Consider the following 17,917-nt stretch of genomic DNA (forward strand, 5'->3'; position numbering starts at 1 on the left):
CTGTAGATGCGGTGCCGGAAGACGTTCAGGCGTCGTTCCAGCGAAGTTGGACATCCCGGTCGTGGCGCGCGCCGGACACCTGGGGCACTGGGTGGCCGGCGCGCGCACGAGGCTGTGGTGTGGAGATGAGGCGTGAGTGGGGTCGTCAGCACTGGTTCGTGCCGATCTCCTCCGAGAAGGAAGACTTCGACATCGCTGACTATTGCCGTGTTGAACTAATCGATGTGCGAATCGAACCACTCGAGCATAAGTTCGGGATGCTCACCGAAGTAGTTGTAACCCCGGAACCGTTCAGTAGTTCCCTCGATCCAGAACAGCTTCTTGTCGTTCGCAGCGATGTTGTCGTAGATGGTTTGCACGTCGGATGGCTTCGTGAGGGAGTCCTCGTGTACTTGCACCACGAGCGTGGGCAGCTGCACCGATTTGGCATGCTCGATCGGTGACAACTCGTCGATATGGAAGCCGGTCCGTTTGTGGATCGCCACATCGAACAGGTCGGGCCCATTGTCGATGCCGGCGTCCTCGGATGCGCGTTCGATGAACGGACGCGCAGAAACCGGCTGCAATGCGATCAATGACTTGACGTGACTGAACTCCTCGGGATGTTTGTCGATGGCGACGATCGTCGAGTCGCAACCGAGGCATACGCTCAGGAGGGAGGTTTTCATATTCGACGTGTCCTTGCGTGATTTCGCGTATCGCAGAGATCCGATCACGTCTCGATACTCGAGCAGGCCGATGCCGACGACGCCGCCGTTCCCTGCTCCGCTGAGCCCGTGGTTGCGCAGGTCGTACGCCAGGACGTTGTAACCGGCGTCGTGGAGGGCCTTGTACTGCGGCAGGAAACTGACCTCGAAGCCGCCGAAGTTCGTCCACGGTTCCAGGTGACCCGGATAGCCGTATCTGTTCCCCGGCATGAAGTGGTTGCAGATGACGAGGCGGTCGGAGTCGGCTGGCATGAACCAGCCCTCGAGGGGCACGCCGTCAAGGGATGGGAAAGAGACATCCTCGTAGTCCAGCCCGACCTCGTCGGGGCGCCGAAAGACCGGCGTTCGGTACGACGTAGCGAAGAAGTCGGCCAGGCCGTCGATCACTTCGTTCGATTTGTTGTCGGTCATGGGAATTCACTCCTATATCGCCGGGATCGGGTGTCGTCGCGGTAGCAACCATCCCGGCATCGCTGATTCAGATGTTCTCTATGTCTCGCGGAGCGCGAGACGCCAGGCATCGGTTGAAGGCCTGACCAGCTCCTCATTTCTCCATGGAGCCGGCATCGACCGGCAGCGCCACCCCGGTGATGTACCGCGACTCGTCCGAGGCGAGGAAAAGCAGTGCGTTCGAGACGTCGTCGAGTTCCACCCACGGCACCGGGATCAAGTTCTGCTGGGCGAACCCGGCCCGCGCATCCTCGACTGTCGGCCGTGGGAGGTCGGGTCGGAACAGTTCCAGGACGGCATCGCTCAATCCCATTCCCGTCGGGACGACGGTGGTGTGGATGGTGTTTACCCGGATGAATTCGGGAGCAAGCTCGATGGCGAGCGTGCGCATCAATCCCACGACGCCGTGCTTGGCCGCCGAATAGTGGGCCAAATTTGGGGTGCCACGGAGGCCGGAGCATGAACTGGTGAGCACGATGGATCCACCCTTGCCTGCGATGAGATGAGGGATCGCGGCGGCGCAGGTGTTGTAGACACCGACCAGATTGACGTCGAGCAGGTCCTGCCACATCTCTGAGGTCAACTCGAGCGTTTTGGCCGGTGACATCACCCCCGCGTTAGCGCTCACGATGTCGAGTGCGCCGAACAGTGCCACACCCTCGTCCACGACCGCGGTCAATCCTTCCCGATCGCGGACATCAGCGTGACGAGCCAAGATCCGCCCGCCACTTTCCTCTACCAACGCGACGGTCTCGGCGAGGTCGGCCTCGGTGCCGAGTGCATACGGGACCGTATCGATGTTCCGGCAGACGTCGAGTGCGATGATGTCCGCCCCTTCCTGCGCCAGCCGCAGGCAATGGCTTCGGCCCTGTCCCCGCGCCGCTCCGGTCACGAGCGCCACTTTGCCGGACACTCGACCCTGTGTGTGAGCCACTCGTTTCCCTTCCCTCGAAGCTCTTGTCAACGCGCGCCGTACGGGAGGGTTCGTTCCTCATTCAGGTCCCACACCACGGCCTTCGATCGCGTGTAGAGGTCGATTGCGTCGAACCCGTTCTCGCGGCCGTATCCGCTTTCCTTCATCCCACCGAATGGAATGGTCGGATGGATGGCTCGGTAGGTGTTCACCCACACGGTGCCAGCTTCCAGATTCCGGGCAAGATACTGGATGGCGCGCGCGTCATTGCCCCAGATCTGGGCCGTCAGACCCATCCTTGCTCCGTTCGCCCGGGCGAGAACCTCGTCGATGTCGGAGTACCGCAACACACTGGCGACCGGACCGAAAACCTCTGTGCTGGCGACGATGTTGTCATCGGTGACGTCTATGAGGACGGTGGGGCGATAGAAGTAGCCCTCACCCAGTGCCCCCTCGTCCGCTCGGTAACCGCCCGCCAGCCGGGTCGCGCCCTGGCCGACAGCGGACGTCACTATCGAGTCCACCCGCTCGAGTTGCCGATGGCTGATCAGGGCGCCCATCTGCGACGCCGGATCGCGCGGCGGGCCTACCCGGATCGACCGGGCGAGCAATTCGATCCGACCCACCGCCTCGTCATACAACGCGTCGGGCACGAAAATGCGCGATCCCGCAGCGCAACTCTGCCCGCTCTTGACGAAGTTCGAATGCAGGATCGACGGAATCGCCGTGTCGAGATCGGCATCCTCGAGCAGAATTACCGCACTCTTACCGCCGAGTTCGAGGCTCAGCGGCGTGATGGTCGCCGCGGACTGTGCGATCACCGCCCGGGATGCCTCCGGACTACCCGTGAATACAAGCATTCCGATCTCCGGATGCTCGGTCAATGCGCGACCGGTCACCTCCCCCCGCCCGGTGACCACATTGACCACGCCCGGCGGAATCCCTGCCTCGAGCGCGAGTTCCGCCATCCGAAATGACGACAGCGGCGCAACTTCCGGCGCTTTGAGTACGAAGCAGTTTCCTGCAATCAGCGCCGGCCCGGCCTTCCAGCCGAACATCATCGGGTTGCCGTTGAACGGGTTGACCCCGGCCACGACGCCGTACGGTTCCCGCGCCTGGTAGGCGACGCGGTCCGGATACTGCGCGAACGATCGGCCCTCGATCTTGTCGGCCATTCCCGCGTAGTACGTCAGCCAGCGGGCTCCGCCGTCGACGTCGCCGAGTGCCTCTCGTCGCAGGTGACCGACGTCGTCGGTCTCGAGGTCGGCGAGTTCGTCACGCCGTTCGGCGATCAGCTCGGCCCAGCGGCGGACGAGCCGACCTCGTTCGTCGGGGGCCATGTCTCGCCACGTCTCGCGAAAGACTTGCCCGGCGGTCGTGACGACCTCGTCGACGTGGCCGGCCGATGACTCGAACGCCTCCGCCCACACCTGACCTGTGGCCGGGTTCTCGATCGGGATGTATTCGCCCGAGTCCGGAACGACGGAGCCTCGGGCCCCGACGATTCCCACTCGCGGCATGTGCGCCACCGTGGCCATCTCTACCTTCTCTCTGTGGATGTCAATACGTATCGGCCGCGCGTTCCCGGTCTCGCGGCGGCGCGGTGTGCCTCTGCCGCGTCCTCGAACGGAATCGTGCCCGCGACGCGCAGAGCGATCTCGCCGCGCTCGGCCATCCGGACCAGCTCCACTGTCTGATCGGTGTTCGGGTGGGCGTTCAAGAACCGCCAGTCGAGCCCGCTGTTCGCCGGACGCTCCCCGACCGCGCTCACAGCCGCACCTCCTGGCTCGATACCAGCGAGAACCGACCGGTCGACCGGTGCGGTCGCGATGAGCGCGTCGGCCGGGCCGCGCAGTGCCCGCCGCAGGCAGCCGGCAACATCACGCGAGGTGCGTGAGATGAAATGCCCGCCCCGCCCCTCGATGAAATTTCTGTCGCTGTCATCGGCGATACCCGCAACGGCGATGCCGCGGTGCACCGCCAGATCCATGGCGAATCCGCCGATCCCTCCTGCGGCACCCAGGATTGCAAGTGTGTCGCCTCGCTGTAGCCCCAGCAGTTCCAGGGCTTGAAATGCGGTGTTCCCGTTGAGCGGCAGAGTCGTCAACGCGGCCGGTGATAGCGATGACGGGCAGGGCGTTGCCGATTCGATTGGAACGACGATGTAGTCCGCCTGCGTTCCCTCGCGGGTGTCGAACCAGTACCGCCAGCCGGTTACGGTAATACCGACGAGACTCGCATCGACGTGGGGTCCTACTGCATCAATGCGACCGGCATAGTCCCAGCCCAGCACCAATCGCCCACTTGGTTCGGGAAGCTCGCCGTAGCGTCCGGCCCTGGTCTCGAGATCGACCGGGTGCACACTGGCCGCCTCCACCTTGACTCGGGCCTCGCCGGGTCCTGGGTGGGGCATCGAAATCTTTACTACCTCGATGACTTCCGGCCCACCGAAACGGCTGACCGTCACCGCTCGGTTCATGACGTACCTCGCTGCGCGGCTCCGTGGTCCATGATTCCGCATAGTCCACCGGGTGTGGAGACCCAGATACTGATTCCACCACTCAATTCGGTGCAATCGCCGAGCGGACTGGTTCGTGGGCGTCGCGCTTCCCGTCGTTCTGTGACGTTCGTGTCGACACCAGCAGGATCGCCCCCATCCCGATGACCGCGAAGACGGAGAACGCGTAGAAGTTCCATTGGTAGCCAAGCGTGGACGCCGCTATCCACCCGCCAATGATCGGACCGACGACTGCGCCCGCGCGTCCGATTCCGATAGTGAGTCCGATTGCGGGAGCCCTCAGGGTTCCCCTGAATACCGTGCCCACGTATCCCATGATCAGGATCTGGGTGCCGATCGTCCCCAGGCCGGCGATTGCCACGAAGACGTACAGCATCGGCAGCGGCATCCGGAAGCTGAGCATCAAGATCGATACCGCAGCGAGCAGCAGCACCGTTGCAGTGACCTTTCGCGACCCCACCCGATCGGCGAGGGTCGAGGCGATGAGGACTCCGACCATTGCGCCTGCGTTGAGCGCGAGGAGGAACATCAGTGAGCTTCCGAGCGAGTAGCCGGCCTGCTTCATGATTTGCGGCAGCCATGTGCTGATGCCGTAGGTGATGAGCAGACCGCAGAAGGCTGCGACCGTGAACAGGGTGGCTGCACGCCGGTGCGCCGGCTTCAGGATCGCGCGCATCGACGCGGAGTCGGACCCGGATGACTCGCTCGACGCCGTGCCGGTCCGCTCCACACCGAAGTCGTGGGCGATCGCATCGGCGTCCTCGACCCGGCCACGGCTCATGAGGTACGCCGGCGACTCCGGGAGGTACCGCAGTGCCAGGGGGAACACCGTGACCAGCGGGAGGAGGCACAGTGCGTACATCCACCGGAACCCGAGGTCGGGCAGTAGGAGGATCCCCGCGACCGCGGCAGCTATCCCGCCGAGGCAGTACCCGCAGCAGGACAGCGCGTTGTTGAGTTGGCGCCGGCTAGGGGGTGAGAACTCGATGATCAGCGCGACGGACACCGGGACGAATCCTCCCAGACCGATGCCCCCGATGAATCGGAGGATCCCGAACACCTCGGGGCTGGGCGCGAGGGCGCACAATCCCATCGCAGTCGCGAACCACACCATCGATCCAAGAAAGAGCCGTCGCGGTCCGAACCGTCCTGAGGCCGCCCCCGACGCGAGCGCGCCGATGAGCATTCCCACGAGGGTGAGGCTGCCGATGGCACCAGCCTCCATTGCAGTGAGGCCCCACCGTTCGTACCCCAGCAACGATGGCACCGTGGCGCCGTAGACGACCAAGTCGTACCCGTCGCAGATCAATGCGGCGAAGCAGAGGGCCACGATGACGTTCGGACTTCGGCGGGTACTTGTAGAGCTGATTCCGAGTGCGCCGGTCGCGCCCTCGCCGTCACGCGATACCGTCATGATCTTCCTTTGTTGTGTCGATGTTTCGGTGTGAGGGGTGCGCAGGGCCGGGTGGGACGACACCGTCCCACCCGGCGGCGCAGGTCAACCGCGAGTCGCGGGAATCATGGTGGCGACGAATGTGACGGAACGGTCGGTCCGATTGCTCCAGGTGTGCTTGGTCCCGCGCTGCACGAATGTGTCCCCGGATCGCAGAAGCGTCTCGGAGTCCTCGAGCACGGCATACACCTCGCCGGACACGATGGTGACGATATCGATGGTCTCGGTGACGTGCAGTCCGCTGATGGCGTCGTCGGCGGTGTAGGCGTCCCCGGCTTGCAGGTCGCCGAGAGCGCTCTCGTAGCCCGCCGCCGCATCCCACTCGCTGTCCGGCGGGAACGTTGCGAGGCGCACGACGACGCCCTCGGCCGGAGGTGCCAGAGCGACGGTGCCGTCGAGGGTGTCCTTCGCATCTACCGACGCCGGAATTGTGTCGGCCTGCCAGACGTCGGCGACGGTGAATCCGTCGGTTACTGCACGGGTGGCGGTGTTCTCGTCGAGGACGATTGTGGACTTTCCGTCGCCGTTGACGCCGGACACGACGCGCCGGGCCTGGAATTGCTTGTGGTCGGAAGGCATGGGTGTTCCTTTTCTCGAGTTGTCGTTGTGAGGAAATCTCGGGTAGGGCACTAGCGTTCGGTTCTATTGGTCGTGAAGGATGACGCCGCGAATCAGCTTGCCGTCCTTCAGATCCCGGAATCCCTGGTTGATGTCTTCGAGGCGGTAGTTCTTGGTGGCGAGTTCGTCGAGTTTCAGGTCGCCCTTGTCGTAGAGGCGGAGCAACCGGACGATGTCGTAGTGCGGGTTACCGGAGCCGAACATGGTTCCCTTGATGGTCTTTTCGAATTTCGTCAGCACGGCACCCGACACGTGGACGGTGAGTTTTTCCGGTGCCGCCAGTCCGGTGACCACGACGACACCGCCCCTGCCGACGGCGTCGAACGCGTTCTGCACGACCTCTTCGTCGACGACCCCCACAGTGACCAGAGCCTGATCGGCGCCCTGCCCCCAGGTGATCTCGTTGATCTTCTCGGCCGCATCGGCCGCGGACGCGAATGCGTGGGTGGCGCCGAACTTCAGGGCGGTCTCGCGCTTGAACGCCACCGGGTCGACGGCGACGACGTATTTCGCGCCGGCACTGACTGCGCCCTGGACGGCATTGATGCCGATTCCGCCGATTCCGTAGATGACCGTGGTGTCCCCGGCGCGCACGCCGCCTGCGTAGACCGCAGTGCCCCAGCCGGTCGGCACACCGCATCCGACCAGGACTGCTGTCTCGAGCGGCAGCCAGTCGTCGACTTTGACGACGGAGTGCTGTGAGAGGGTCGCGCGTTCGGAGAAGGTGCCGAGCATGCAGAGGCTGCCGAAGTCGAGGCCGTCTCCGTGGTAGCGGGTTCCGCCGTCGGGGAAGGTGCCGAGGACGGCGTTGGCGCCGAGGTCACACAGGCTCTGTCGGCCGGTGGAGCAGTAGCGGCAGGTTCCGCAGGATGGGATGAAGCTACAGACGACGTGATCACCGGGGGCGACCTTGGTCACCCCGGGTCCGACCTTTTCGATGATGCCGGAGCCTTCGTGACCTGGGACGATCGGATACCTGGGCGTGAGGTCGCCGTCGAGCAGGTGCAGGTCCGAGTGGCAGAGTCCGGAGGCGACGAATTTGATCTGTACCTCGCCTACTCCGGGTTCGTCGATGTCGAGTTCGCGGATCTCGAATTCGGTGCTGTTTTCGAATAGTACTGCAGCTTTGGTCTTCATGGATGTCTCCGTATCGAAAGAGTAAGTGGAGGAAGGTTTTTCAGAGTTTCATCAGGACGGTTCGTTCTTCGGTGTGTTCGGCGACGGCTTGGAATCCGTACTTGGCGCCGTATCCGCTCTGCTTCTGTCCAGAATGTGGGAGCGAGGTGGCCCACGCGCCGTAGCAGTTGACCCACAACATTCCGGCCCGGACGCGGCGGGTAAAGCGGTGTGCGCGGCTGAGGTTCTGCGTCCAGAGACCGCCGGCGAGACCGAATTCGGTACCGTTGGCGAGCGCGAGCGCCTCCTCTTCGTCCCCGAATCGGACGACGTTCACCACGGGGCCGAATACCTCTTCGCGGGCGATGCGCATGTCGGGCGTGACGTCGGCGATGATCGTCGGCTGGTAGAAGTTCTCGTTGACGTTCCAGTCCGCGTCCGCTGACCTGCCTCCGAGGACGACGGTGGCTCCGTCCTCGACGGCTCCGTCGACGTGTCCCTGGACTCGCAGGCGTTGACTGGTCGATATCAGGGGGCCGATGTCGCTGGCCGGTTCGAATCCCGGTCCGACGGTGAACCGCCGCGCCTCCTGCTGCAACCGTTCCACGACCTCGTCGTAGCATCCGGCCTGGACGAACAACCGCGAACCGGCGACACAGACCTGACCGGCGTTCGTGAAGATGCCCGCCGCCGCACCCACGACCGCGGCCGGCAGGTCCGCGTCATCGAAGATGATGTCGGGGGACTTTCCGCCCAGTTCCAGCGTCATCCGCTTCATGTTCGTGGCCGAGGCTTCGACGATGCGGCGCCCGGTGGCGGTGGAACCGGTGAAGTTGATGCGCGCGATCCCGTGATGGTTGGCGAGATGCTCGCCGGCAACGGAGCCGACACCGGGAACGACATTGAGGACTCCGGGTGGCAAGCCGGCTTCTGCGGCCAGTTCCGCAACCCGCAGCGCGGTGAACGGGGTCAGTTCCGAGGGCTTCCCGACAACCGTGCAACCGGCGGTGAGGGCAGGCGTGATCTGGCGCAGGAAACCCGCGGCGGGCGCGTTCCATGGACAGATGGTGCCGACCACCCCCACCGGAACCCGCAGTGTGTGCGCGAAGAGGCCGGGGCCCTGATCGCTGGTCAGACCGGTGAGTTTGGTAGCCCAACCCGATGTTTCACGAATGGTGTCCGCGGCCCAGTGCACATAGGCAAGCGCTTGCCTCGCCGGCATCCCGTTCTCGAGCACGTCGAGTGCCGCGAGTTCGTACGCGTGCCGTTCGATCAGCTCGGCCCACGCCCACAGCAGGCGGGCACGTTCACGGCCAGGGGTCTCGCTCCAGGATTCGAACGCCCGTGTCGCGGCGCCCACTGCAGCATCGACGTCCTCCTCGTCCGCGAGATGGACGATGCCCAGTTCCCTGTCAGTGGCGGGATCCAACACGGGGAGTAGTTTCCGACCCGCCCGGGCGCTGATACGCCCATCAATCCAGGGCAACCATTCACCGCGGAGCAACGCGGAGTCGGCGTCACCGGGCCGAACAGGACAGGGGGTTTGTGGCGTCAAGTAGGTACCTCCGACATTGACGGCGGCTCGCGCTTCACGGGAGCCCTGCCGCATCATGGATCAAATATGATGCGGTAAAACTAACAAGGCGCCGACAGTGTGTCAACCATCACAACGAACAGGCGGCCCGGGTTTCGTGTAGCCGTTAAGCACGGCATTCAAGCCGGCCGTAAGTTGCTGCACAGCAGAATTTTCGGGCGGATATCGCGGAAGACTTCGCGCGGGCGCCGAGCGCTCTAGGCGATAGTGCCCTGCGATGCGCGGGAGATGCTCAGACCCGGCACGGGACCGAAGTCGAATCCGGCAACGAGGGTCGTACGCGCAAAAGGGTGGGACGATCGCCGGATAACTCCCACAGTGGGATAAACCGCGCTCGCTGAACGCAGGGCCGGGGATCGACCGTCATCTCTGCGGTGGCCCCATCAGGGCGTTGGGGTGACGAACGTGCGGAGATTCCCGGTTATTCTTCGGTATCCATGGAAGCGGCGTGTGTCTCCTCGCCCGTCGCCCGTCGGCCGTCGGCGATCGCGACACCGACCAGCACGGCTAGGGCGGCGCATCCCGCCAGATAGGGCGGTGCAGGTAGGGTCGCCACTGCCAGCACGACCAGTGCGACCAGGGCTATCGGCCGCGATATCGGCACCTCGCGCATCACCGACCGCATGTACCAGGTCTGCGCGGCGAAGAAGAGGAACGGGCCGCCGAAGAGAAACACATTGGTCACGGCATCGGTGCGACCAGTCGGATGCGCGATCACCAATTCATCCCCGACCGCGATCGCGAGCAGTCCGGCGACCATCACCAAGAGCGTGTTAATCGCGTAGCGGCTGGTCCTCACTGGGTCCCGGCCGGCAATGACCTGACTCACCGCGCGAGATTCGGAACGGCGAAAGTACACCCACCACACCGCGATGGTGCCGATCACTGCGACCGCACCGGCAAAAAGAGTCATCGGTTCCAGAGGTGCACTGGCAATGGCGGATCCGGTCGTCAGCACCGTCTCCCCCAGCGCGATGATGAAGAAGAGCCGGGCCCGCTCGAATTGATGTTCGGCCGCGAAGTCGATGCGTTCGGAGTGGAATCGCTTTCCCGGCAGCGGGTGTGCGGACAGGAGGCCGAGGAGGTCGATCACCGTCGCGATACCCCACAGAATCAATCGTGCGGGACCGTCGACCACCGCACCTGTGATCCACAGCGGTGCGGTGGCCACGAGCCACACCAGTGCACGCTGGAAGTGCCGGCACATCACGTCGTCGAGCCCGGTGGTCAGCAGCCAGAGCGTTCGTCCGAGCTGGATCGTGAGGTACGTCGCAACGAACAACCACCCCGCCTCGCCGAATGCCTCCGGCGCCGCGACGTTCATGAACAATCCGAGCACCATGATCACCAACAGCATCATGCGAACCGGGGACTGATCGGGGTTGGTCAGGGAACCGGCCCACGACGTGTAGGACCACGCGAGGAACACTGCAACGTACAGCACCAGCGTCTGCGCCAGCCCCGTCCAGCTGAGATGTTCGACCAGATGGTGCACCAGCTGCCCGATCCCGAAAACGTAGACGAGGTCGAAGAACAGCTCGAGGGGACTGACGCGCGGGTCGTGTGGATCACGCTGCAGGGGTCGCGGCCCCGATGTTCTCATCGTCTGCACCCTCCCTGAATCCGGTCGCACGCGTCAGGTCTTAAGGGATTATCCTCGCCTGCAAAATGTCCACCGAGGCGATCAACCAGATCGGTTGGTGCCGAGAAGGTGATTGTCACCGCATAGCCGGCACGTCTGACCCCGCCGACTGGCCCCGCGGCGCATCCCGTCGGTGGAGATGCGGTCGCGTCCCAACACGTGTTTTTCACCAACCGCCGAAGGACAGTCCCCCGTTCACCGACAGTGTCTGCCCGGTGATCTGGCCGGCCTCCTCGGAAGCGAGGAATGTGACTGCGTCGGCTACTTCCTCGACCGCCGGCGGTCGACCTGCCGGGAATCGCTTCAATGCCTTGTCGAAGAGCTTCTGCTGGAAGCTCTCGGTAGCGAAGATCCGGTCCCAGGACGGGGTACCCGAGGTGATGGTCATGGCAACACCGTTGACCCGAATCTGCCACCGCGAGAGTTCCTTCGCGAGTGTTTTCGTCAGCAGGATCACCCCAGCGCCCGCGGCCCCCATGATGGATTCGCCGGAGGTCGGGGTCCGGGCCGCATCTGTCGTCAACATGACCACGGCGCCACCGCGTACGCGCAGGCCTGGCACCGCGGCATGCACGGGGTAGATCCGGGGGAAGAAGCGCGATACGAAGGCACGCTGGAGCTGTTCGCCGGTCATCTCCGCGAAGGGTGTGGGTCCGAACTCCCCCTGTGCGCCGGCGCTGACCACGATGTCGATGGCCCCGAAGTCACGCACCACTCGGCCGGCTACCTCGGCGATGCTGTCGTAGTCACCACAGTCACCCGCCTCGAACCGCACCTGATCGGAGACCTCGCGCAACCGATCCATCGCGTCCTTGCCACGCTCAGCTGACCGACCGTTCACCACTACCGTCGCACCGCGCTTGGCCAGCCGCACGGCGGTCTCGAGCCCCACGCCGCTGGTGGCTCCGGTGATCAGTGCAACCTTTCCATCCAAGTCGGTCTCTGAACCGGCAACCATCTCACTACCTCCAGTGCTCTTGTCGTGGATTGCGAACCCTATTACCGTAACATGGATGATATATGATGCGTATTCTGCGTGAGTTTCCGCGCTACTTCATGCGCCGTCGATTTCGGCCTATCGTGAGCAACTATCCAGACAAGGACAACCCCACTCATGCCCGACTTTTCAATCACCGAGTTCCTCCGTCCCGGTGATCTCGTCGCCATCGGAGAGGCCACTGCCGAGCCGCGCACTCTCGTCGCACGCTTCCTCGATGCCGCCCGCGACATCGACGACCTCACGGCGCTGTGCGGATATGCTCTCGATGACATCTGGCACAGCGTGCCTGACGGGCACCCCACGGTGATGTCCTACGCCGCGCACGGGTCCCTGCGGAAGCTGGCGGCCACCGGCCAACTCCAGATCCTGCCGTGCCATCTCTCGAGTGTGGTCCGGTTCATTCGCAACGGCACCCTTCCGGTCGACGTGGTCCTCATCCAGTTGCCGCCTGCGGACGCGGACGGCTTCCACAGCCTGGGAGCGACTGTGGGCTATCTCGTCGACGCACTCGACTCGGCACGCGTGGTTCTCGCCGAGATCAACCCCAACATGCCCCGAACCAACAGTTCCCGACGCATCCACCAGTCCCGGATCACCGCGACCGTCACGTCCGACATCCCGCTCCCCGGTTCCCCGACCAGACCGGCCACCGAGGTCGACCGGACCATCGCGGCCAATGTGGCAACCCTGATTCCCGACGGTGCCAGTCTGCAGCTGGGCGTCGGTGCGATACCCGCCGAGATCACCAAGGTGATTCGAGAACGATCAGGATTGCGGATCCGGTCCAACCTGATCGGCGACTGGATTTTCGATCTCGTGGACTCCGGTGCCGTCGACATCAGCGTGGCCGGGTCGTGCACCACTGGCATGGCACTCGGGAGCCGGCGACTATATGACTTCGTCGACGGCAACACCGGCATCGACTTCGTGCACCTGGACGAACTTCTGGCGCCCGCCACACTCGCAACCTGCGACCCGTTCATCGTCGTCAACTCCGCTCTGCAAGTCGACCTGCTCGGGCAGGTGAACGCGGAATCGCTCGGTGGACTCTATGTCGGCGCAGTCGGCGGGCAGGTCGACTCCTTCCGCGCCACCCGGATGGCGAAATCCGGTCTGTCGGTCATCGCGCTACCGGCCACCAATCCGGCCGGTGACAAGAGCTCCATCGTCGCGCAGCTCACTGGGCCGACGACGTCACTGCAAAGCGACGTCGACATCATCGCCACGGAGTACGGGGTCGCGGACCTGCGCGCGACCACGGCAGCCCAGCGCGCGGAGCGACTCATCGCCGTCGCAGCACCGGCGCACCGCGACAAGCTGCGTACCGAACTGACCGGCGGACACCGAACCGAGCGGTGACCCCGACACGAAACGAACCACAGACGCAGGAGCGGTCGCGTCGGCGGCGAGTCCTTACCGCGTTGATGCTCGGCAATGCTCTCGTCGCCTTGGACACGACGGTCATCGCGACCGCGGTCTCCGCGATAGTCGAGGACCTCGGAGGTTTCGAGCAGTTTCCCTGGTTGTTCTCCGCGTACCTGCTGTCCCACGCCGTCACGACACCGATCTTCGGCAAACTGTCCGACACCGTGGGCCGCAAGCCTGTCATGTTGCTCGGGATCGGTGTCTTCTTCCTCGGTTCGATGCTGTGCGGGTTCGCGCAGTCCATGACCGGGCTGATCGCGTTCCGTGCCCTGCAGGGCCTCGGTGCGGGGGCAGTCCAGCCCACGGTCCTGACGATCGCCGGCGACATCTACACCCTGCGTGAGCGGCCACGAGCGCAGGGATACATCGCCAGTGTGTGGGCCGCCGCCTCCGTCCTTGGTCCCGCCGTCGGGGGATTGTTCGCCGAGTACGGCTCCTGGCGTGGGATCTTCGTCGTCAACGTTCCGATCTGCGCGGTGGCGGCGCTACTGCTCATCCGGAACTTCCACGAGGACGGTACGGACCCACGGAAGCGGCACAGGCGACCCGACGTGCTGGGTGCAGCGCTGCTGCCCCTCGGTGCCGGGCTTCTGGTGCTGGGGCTCCTGGAGGGCGGCCGGAGCTGGGCGTGGGGGTCTACGACGTGGATCGCGATCGTCACGATCGGAGCGGTCTGCCTTCTGCTGTTCGGGGTCGTCGAGTGGCGGGTACGCGACCCGATCATGCCGCCCTGGATTCTCAGCCGGCGGACCCTTCTGGGCACGGTTCTCACCTCGGCGATCATCGGTGCGGTCGTCACAGGGCTCACTTCCTACGTCCCGCTGTTTTCACAGAGTGTCCTCGCAACGACCGCCCTCACCGGCGGCTTCCTCCTCACCCCGCTGACGTTGGCGTGGCCGCTGGCCTCGAGCCAGTCCGGGCGGCTCTATCTGCGAATCGGATTCCGCCGCACAGCGTTGGCGGGAACGGCGATCACAATCGTCGGCGCCGGTCTGACGGTCCTGTTCGGTGAGAGCACGGCTGAATGGCAGATCGCCGCAGCGTGCTTCGTCATCGGCGCCGGACTCGGATTCATCACCAGCCCCACCATCATCGCCGCGCAGGCGAGCGTCGAATGGCACGAACGTGGAGTTGTCACGTCCTGCACCACTTTCGCCCGCTCGATCGGTGGAGCTGTCGGCGCAGCCGGGTTCGGCGCCCTCGTCGCAGCACACGGCGGTAACCCGCAATCACCGGCCCAGCTGGACGCCGCCCTACACCCGGTGTTCGTCTGCATCGCACTCGCCGCATCAGGGTTGATCGTCACCGTATCGATACTGCCGCGGCACGTGCAGCTCACAACTCGACCGCACGAGGCCGCCGACGGCATATACGAGCGCACCCGGGCGACAAATGCCAGGCAACTAGATCGTTCGTAGCGCCCGGGCCGCCCGAGGTCCGATGTCGAGGACGCAGCTCGGCGCCGACGGCGAAACCACGGATCGGACGGTGTAAGCCGAGACGCGGACAATCACCCGTGATTCACTTGCGACAGCCCGACCTCGCACCAAGCAAGCTCCCACCAATCTCGAGAACCGAATGCCGGGTGCCACGTGGCCATCTACGGACGCTGACACCTGTTCGATTGCGATCGCCGCTGTCCCGGCCGGACGAGATTCATACACCGTGCTCGACACCTTCGTGCGCGGCTGCATGCCCGCTGCGGACCCGGTCGGGTCCGCAGCGGGCAATGGGGAGCGTTGCGCCCGGTTTGCTTGTTACGGGGTGGTTGCGTGCTGTCGTTGCTGTGGATCGTCGATGCGGTCGCCGTTCGCGACATTGCGGTACTGGTCGCCGAGAGCAGAGCCGGCAATGAAGACGGCGCCCGCGACGAAGATGATGGAAACTCCCCACGTGGAGTGGGTAGGCGAGAGGGTGACCATTGTCAGTGCCGCAAGCGGAGCGAGGCCGCCGGCGAAGGCGCCGCTGACTTCTCGCCCGGCGCCTAGACCGGACGTGCGTACATCAGCCGGGAACTGCTGGGCAAGAAAGGAACCGGACGCTGCCAGCAGTGTGGGTTGGACGATGCCGACAGTCAAGATCAGCGCCGCCCAGATGTAGATCGGGCGATCGGTGTCGAGGAGCCAGAAGAACGGGAACGCGAGGACGGCGATGCCACCGGCGCCGATCAGCATGACCCGGCGGGCACCGGCGGCGTCACAGAACCGTCCAGCCAACGGGACGATGACGATCGCGACGGCGCTGGCCAGGCTGATGCCGAACGCTCCGACATTGGCGGCGACATCGCGGAACTCGGCGAGATACGACAGTGAGAACGTCTTGAAGATGTAGCTGATGCTGTTGAGCCCGATGGTGGAAACCGCGACGACGGTCAGTCCGCGCCAATGATTCTTGAGCAGGTTGCGGAGTGGTTGCACCTTCTTCCGCGTCTGGGCGTCGGCTGCAAGCTGTTCGAATTCGGGTGTTTCGGGCAGGTTTCGGCGCATCCAGTAGCCCAGGCCGACCAGGATGAAGCTGAACAGGAACGGTACTCGCCACCCCCAACTGTGCAGAGCCTCGTCGCTGAGGCTCGTCACGGCCGTCACCGCCAGGGAGGAAGCCAACAGACCGATGTTGACCCCCAGCGCCGGCCATGCTCCCTGCCGACCGCGCGACTTGCTGTCGGCGTGCTCGTAGGACATGGCGACTGCACTACCGAACTCAGCACCTGCACCGAATCCCTGAAGGAGACGGAACACGATCAGCAGGATCGGTGCAGCGATTCCGATCGTCTCGTAAGACGGGATCAACCCAATGAGGCCAGTCGCCACGCCCATGAGCAGGAGGGTGAACGTCAGCACCGCCTTCCGCCCGATCTTGTCGCCCAGGATTCCGAACACGATGCCGCCGAGGGGGCGAACCAGGAATCCCACCGCGAACGTGGAGAACGCGGCGAGCGTGCTCACCGCTGAACTCTCCGACGGGAAGAAGATCGGGCCGAACACCAATGCGGCCATCGAGGCGTAGAGGTAGAAGTCGAAAAATTCGAGAGCGGTGCCGACCACCACGGCGGGGCCGACGGACTTCGGCTTCGGACCTGGCGGAGTACCGGCAGCGGTGGGTGGTGTTGGTGACTGGGTCACGTCGAGCCTCTTCTCTTCCATGCAACGTGTGACTGACAGCACTATGCGTTATATATGATGCGGTGTCAACGTTGATGAGCTTCTCTTCGCTTTCATCGACCACACCTGCAATGGAATCGAAACAGGTTGACCTGCATTGCTTTTGCAAAAGTCGGTCAAGGCGATGAATCGGCGCAATACCGACCTCCCGGAATGGAAATAGAGGGAGTCTCAGCCTCCGAGGTGCGAGATCTCGCTGCCGATGCCCGCGGAGCTCCTGGCCTGACGCACATCAGGGCGACGACTTCCAGGGCCCCCGCAGCATGCGGAGGCCCTCGAAAGCAGAAGTCTCGGATAACGGCCGCGATTGCTCCAAGATCGAGATTCGTCGAATCTGGCTGGCAAGGCCGAGCCGGATATCAGCACCACCCGGCTCGGATATCACGTCGGGTCAGTCGGTCACTCGGCTCAGGCTGTGTGCGTAGGCGAGGATCTCGCGGGCCGTTTTGATGTGGGCGTAGTCGACGTGCATGTCTTCGTACCGGACGGCGGCCAGCCCTTGGGCTTCGGCGTCATCGAAGGCTTCGATCATGCCCGAGTAGAAGGCGATTTCGGCGTCGGACGGGCTGAACACCTCGTTGGCGAGGGCGATGTGCGAGGGATGGATCAACACCTGACCGCGGAATCCGAGTTCGCGGTTGCGTTCGGAGAAGTTGCGTGCGCCGTCGTGGTCGGTGAGGTCCTGCCAGACACCGACCAACGGGAACTCGAGACCGTTGGCGCGGGCGGCGAGCAGGGCGCGGCTGCGCAGATACAGGGTCTCCTGACCGGATGGGGTGAACTGGAACCCGACGGATCTGGACACGTCCGCGTCGCGCGCGGTCCCGGCGAACAGGGTCGCCACCCGAGGGGAGGCGACGGCGATCTTCTCGCAGTTCGCATACGCCTCCGCGGTCTCGAGGCAGCAGATGAACTCCAGTTTCCCGGCGTCCACGCCGTTGGCCCGCTCGAAATGGGTGACCAGCGCGTCGAACCGGACGATGTCATCGGGACCGAAGGTTTTCGGCAACACGAAACCGTCGAGTCCCGGCAGTGCCACGGCGGCGATGTCGTCGCCGGTGATCCCGGTGTCCAGTGCGTTCAGCCGCACATACAGTCCGACATCCGCGCCGGCCTCCCGCAACCGCACGATGGTCCGAGCGGCCGTGGCGCGTCCCTGATCCTTCAGGTGCTCGGGCACGGAGTCCTCGAGGTCGATAATCAGGCCGTCGGCACCGGCGGCGATGGCCTTCTCGGCCCACCCCTCCCGATGCCCGGGCACGAACAACAACGAACGAAGCGGTCTCATGGTTTTCTCCCAACGTGTGTGAAATCGTGTGT

Annotated in this window: 14 protein-coding genes; 2 read left to right on the forward strand and 12 right to left on the reverse strand. The window is 64.4% G+C overall.

The features are described from left to right. Positions 1 to 215: 215 nt before the first annotated feature. The 10 genes from BLV94_RS00565 to BLV94_RS00610 all read right to left on the reverse strand — a co-directional run bounded on the left by BLV94_RS00565 (position 216) and on the right by BLV94_RS00610 (position 11,969). Entirely contained in the window at positions 216 to 1,118 is a 903-nt protein-coding gene (locus BLV94_RS00565; protein WP_072950133.1) for an alpha/beta hydrolase family protein, read from the reverse strand. 133 nt (positions 1,119 to 1,251) lie between these two features. After that, positions 1,252 to 2,070, reverse strand: a complete 819-nt coding sequence (locus tag BLV94_RS00570; RefSeq protein ID WP_279635320.1) for a mycofactocin-coupled SDR family oxidoreductase — start codon at positions 2,068 to 2,070, stop codon at positions 1,252 to 1,254. Between the two features lie 47 nt (positions 2,071 to 2,117). After that, positions 2,118 to 3,608: an aldehyde dehydrogenase family protein gene (locus BLV94_RS00575; protein ID WP_072950128.1), complete on the reverse strand. Its 1,491-nt coding sequence runs from the start codon at positions 3,606 to 3,608 to the stop codon at positions 2,118 to 2,120. 2 nt (positions 3,609 to 3,610) lie between these two features. After that, entirely contained in the window at positions 3,611 to 4,483 is an 873-nt protein-coding gene (locus BLV94_RS00580) for an alcohol dehydrogenase catalytic domain-containing protein (protein WP_244163398.1), read from the reverse strand. Between the two features lie 148 nt (positions 4,484 to 4,631). Then, entirely contained in the window at positions 4,632 to 6,002 is a 1,371-nt protein-coding gene (locus BLV94_RS00585; protein WP_072950123.1) for an MFS transporter, read from the reverse strand. Positions 6,003 to 6,086: 84 nt separating this feature from the next. Then, a complete protein-coding gene (locus tag BLV94_RS00590; RefSeq protein ID WP_072950120.1) occupies positions 6,087 to 6,620 on the reverse strand; it encodes a cupin domain-containing protein in 534 nt (177 codons plus the stop codon). Positions 6,621 to 6,683: 63 nt separating this feature from the next. Then, positions 6,684 to 7,796, reverse strand: a complete 1,113-nt coding sequence (locus BLV94_RS00595; RefSeq protein ID WP_072950117.1) for an NDMA-dependent alcohol dehydrogenase — start codon at positions 7,794 to 7,796, stop codon at positions 6,684 to 6,686. Positions 7,797 to 7,836: 40 nt separating this feature from the next. Beyond that, entirely contained in the window at positions 7,837 to 9,330 is a 1,494-nt protein-coding gene (locus BLV94_RS00600) for an aldehyde dehydrogenase family protein (protein ID WP_072950153.1), read from the reverse strand. 460 nt (positions 9,331 to 9,790) lie between these two features. Beyond that, complete coding sequence (locus BLV94_RS00605; RefSeq protein WP_072950151.1) at positions 9,791 to 10,972, reverse strand: low temperature requirement protein A; 1,182 nt, start codon at positions 10,970 to 10,972, stop codon at positions 9,791 to 9,793. 205 nt (positions 10,973 to 11,177) lie between these two features. After that, positions 11,178 to 11,969: an SDR family NAD(P)-dependent oxidoreductase gene (locus BLV94_RS00610; protein WP_072950115.1), complete on the reverse strand. Its 792-nt coding sequence runs from the start codon at positions 11,967 to 11,969 to the stop codon at positions 11,178 to 11,180. A 156-nt stretch (positions 11,970 to 12,125) separates the two neighbouring features. On the opposite strand from BLV94_RS00610, the gene BLV94_RS00615 reads away from it, so the two are divergent. Together BLV94_RS00615 and BLV94_RS00620 are read left to right on the forward strand one after the other, a co-directional pair. Continuing rightward, positions 12,126 to 13,370: an acetyl-CoA hydrolase/transferase family protein gene (locus tag BLV94_RS00615; protein ID WP_072950112.1), complete on the forward strand. Its 1,245-nt coding sequence runs from the start codon at positions 12,126 to 12,128 to the stop codon at positions 13,368 to 13,370. Next, a complete protein-coding gene (locus BLV94_RS00620; protein ID WP_244163399.1) occupies positions 13,367 to 14,854 on the forward strand; it encodes an MDR family MFS transporter in 1,488 nt (495 codons plus the stop codon). Before BLV94_RS00615 ends, BLV94_RS00620 begins: the two co-directional genes overlap by 4 nt. 339 nt (positions 14,855 to 15,193) lie before the next feature. On the opposite strand, the gene BLV94_RS00625 is transcribed toward BLV94_RS00620, so the two are convergent. Both BLV94_RS00625 and BLV94_RS00630 read right to left on the reverse strand, forming a co-directional pair. Beyond that, the gene (locus BLV94_RS00625) at positions 15,194 to 16,579 is read right to left on the reverse strand and encodes an MFS transporter (protein WP_072950106.1); all 1,386 of its coding nucleotides are present in this window, start codon (positions 16,577 to 16,579) and stop codon (positions 15,194 to 15,196) included. Between the two features lie 409 nt (positions 16,580 to 16,988). Continuing rightward, on the reverse strand, positions 16,989 to 17,885 hold the full coding sequence (locus BLV94_RS00630) for an HpcH/HpaI aldolase/citrate lyase family protein (RefSeq protein WP_072950104.1): 897 nt from the start codon (positions 17,883 to 17,885) through the stop codon (positions 16,989 to 16,991). Positions 17,886 to 17,917 lie beyond the last annotated feature (32 nt).

Origin of the sequence: Rhodococcus koreensis (genome assembly GCF_900105905.1) — a bacterium.
Taxonomy (GTDB): domain Bacteria; phylum Actinomycetota; class Actinomycetes; order Mycobacteriales; family Mycobacteriaceae; genus Rhodococcus_F; species Rhodococcus_F koreensis.